Source organism: Mycoplasmopsis cricetuli ATCC 35279 (genome assembly GCF_000526955.1).
Lineage (GTDB): Bacteria > Bacillota_I > Bacilli_A > Mycoplasmatales > Metamycoplasmataceae > Mycoplasmopsis > Mycoplasmopsis cricetuli.
In genome coordinates, this window is sequence record NZ_JAHB01000033.1 from 1 (window position 1) to 2,782 (window position 2,782).

The 2,782-nt window shown below is 28.7% G+C and carries 1 protein-coding gene; it reads left to right on the forward strand.

The window, feature by feature from the left end; all coding sequences use genetic code 4:
* Positions 1 to 79: 79 nt before the first annotated feature.
* On the forward strand, positions 80 to 2,782 hold a 2,703-nt coding region (locus U744_RS04420; RefSeq protein WP_036432169.1), incomplete at its 3' end, for a hypothetical protein.

Consider the following 2,782-nt stretch of genomic DNA (forward strand, 5'->3'; position numbering starts at 1 on the left):
TTTTTTTTTTTTTTTTTTTAACAAACTAGTTAATGAATGCAATATGATTTATTTAAATTTTTTATAAGGAAAGGTAACTATGCCTGATACAAAACAAAAAACAAAACATGAAAAGAAGAAAAAGCTTCCAGCGGCAATTTTGGGAGGTTTTTTTGTAGCAGGAGTTGGACTCACTGTTACTAATGCTCTTTTACATGAAAATGAAAGAAAAGATGAAAATCTTTTGTCTAATAAATTAAGAATTTATAAAGATTTTCATAACAAAGGCCAAATGATTGTTCCTTTGGATCCTAAACTTGCCGGACGAAAAGCGCAAGCGGTTTTTGAAACTGAAAAGGGTGATAAATTTTTTATTGAAGCAACAATTGATGAAAAAGGTGTTGCTACTTTTGATCATTCATTATTACCTGAAGGGTCTGAATATGTTTTAAAAAAACTTCAAGATCCAGTGAGTGAGACTAATTTAGTTGATGTTGATTCAATTCCAGTAAAAGATAGAACCATTGATAAAACTTTTAATTATGATGATAAAGGAAATTTAGAGTTTGTTCGTAATTTAGGACCTTCAAATGCAAACAAAGAAGTTGAAGTTACAATTAAAAATTCAAAAGGTAAAGAAAATAAAATTAAAGTTGTAGCGGATGAAAATGGAATTGTACGTGTCAAACCAACTGATGATCCAGAATTTGCTTCAAAACCAACTGACAGTTATACAATTGCTTCTTTTAAAGATCCAAACGGAGAAAAACTTGATAAAGAAAAACCTTCATCTGCAATGTTCCCGATTCCAAACAAACCAGTTCTTACATATGATAAAGATAAGAAAAATGATTTAAGTAAATATCAACTCTCTAAAGAAACACCACATGATCCAGATTCTAAATTACTTGTTAATTATAAAGATAAAAATAATGAAATTCAGACAATTGAGATTCCAATTAAAGCTGATGGTACTTTAGATGAAGAAGTTGTAAAAAACATTCCTTCTGATGCAATTATTGATTATGATGGGTTTAAAATTAAAAATCATGAAAGCAATACTGAAATTCCATTAAGTTTTGTTCCAAGAGATAAATATCAACAAATGAATAATAAAGTCAATGGAACCTATCAAATTCATGTTGGAAAAGATAACAAAAATAAAGTTATTGAATTTAATTATGAGGCAATTGGACCTGATGGTAAACCAAGAATAATTACTGTTATTAAAAAAGCAGATGAAAATGGGAATGTTCCATTACCTACTGATAATGATCTTGTTGCAGCTGGAGGTAAGGGTTATAATTGACCTTTAGTGTCAGTAAAAAATAGTGATGATCCAAAAAATAGTGTTTATAATCCCGCTGATATTGATAAAATTTCAAATCGTGATTTAAGACATACTGTTGAACAAGGAAAAGATATTCAACATATTCCAGTTGTAAGTGATCCAAATAATCCAATTGATCCAAATGCTGAATATGAGGTAACATACACTGATGCTGATGGAAAAGAACATACAGTTAAAACAAAACCAGAAAAAGATCCAAATAGTTTTGGTGATTATATTTTTAATGTTCCTGTTCCAAATGAAAACGGACCAGTTACTTTAGAGAAAATTGAAAAGATAAATCCTGAAGGAACAAGATCTGAAATTGATCAATTTAATCCAAAAGATAAATTTGAAATTGAAAATTCAGCAAATGAAACTCCAAGTTTCACATCAAAGCAAGATCCAAATGATAAAAGTTTAACAATTAGTTCTAAACTTGGACCTGAAAATGCAAATAAAGATGTTATTTTAAAAGCAACAGATTCTAATGGAAATGAAATTTTAATTCCTGGAACAACTGATGAAAATGGTAACTTTACTGCTACAGCACCTGCTGATCAAGTGAGAGGGAAGGTGCTTAAAGTTGAAGAAATAGTAAATGCTAATGATCCAAATGAAATTATTAAAGATTTTAAGAATTTACCTGAAAATAAAAGAACTATTAATTTAACAAATGAATTAAATCCTGATGGCACTAAAGACAATGTTTATAACATAGAACCTATTTATCCAGATTCAAATGATTCCAATTCTAAACCAAAACCAAATCCTGCTAAAGTAGAAATTATCAGAAAAGATGGAACTATAGATTTAGTTGATACTGAAGTTGATCCTAATAACCCAAATATTCATAGAATTCCTGAAGATGCCCTTAGTGAGGGTGATAAAATAAATAGGGTTGTTTCTGCAAGTGATCCTACAAAAACACTTGTTGAAAATAAAGATATTACAGATCAAGATCGTTACAAACATGTTGTACCAACAATTGAAAAAGAAATTTCAGAAAATGATGATAAAAGTGAAACTATTCTTAAAGACTTACCAAATACTATAAAAGAAGGTGAAAAAGTTGTTGTTGAATTTGAGAAAAAGAATCCAGAAACAGGACAACCAGAAATTATTCAAGTTCCAGCAGTTGTTACTGAAGATGAAAATGGAAACACTCAGATTAGAATTGATGATAACGATTTGCCAAAAGATGAAAAAATAACTCTTACTGGTATTTATAAAGACAAAAATAATTCAAATAATAGTAATGATGAACCTATAAAAGGTGTTAATGTTTTTGATATTGACAATGTTGATGATGAAAAAGAAAAAGAAAAGGCGATAACAACTCCAATTCATATTAATAAGATTGGAATTGAAAGTTCTCAAATAACCAATCATACAAGATTTGATCAACGTCAGTTAACTATCACTCTTGAAGATACTAAAAACCTTATTAATTATCAAACTAATAAACCAAAA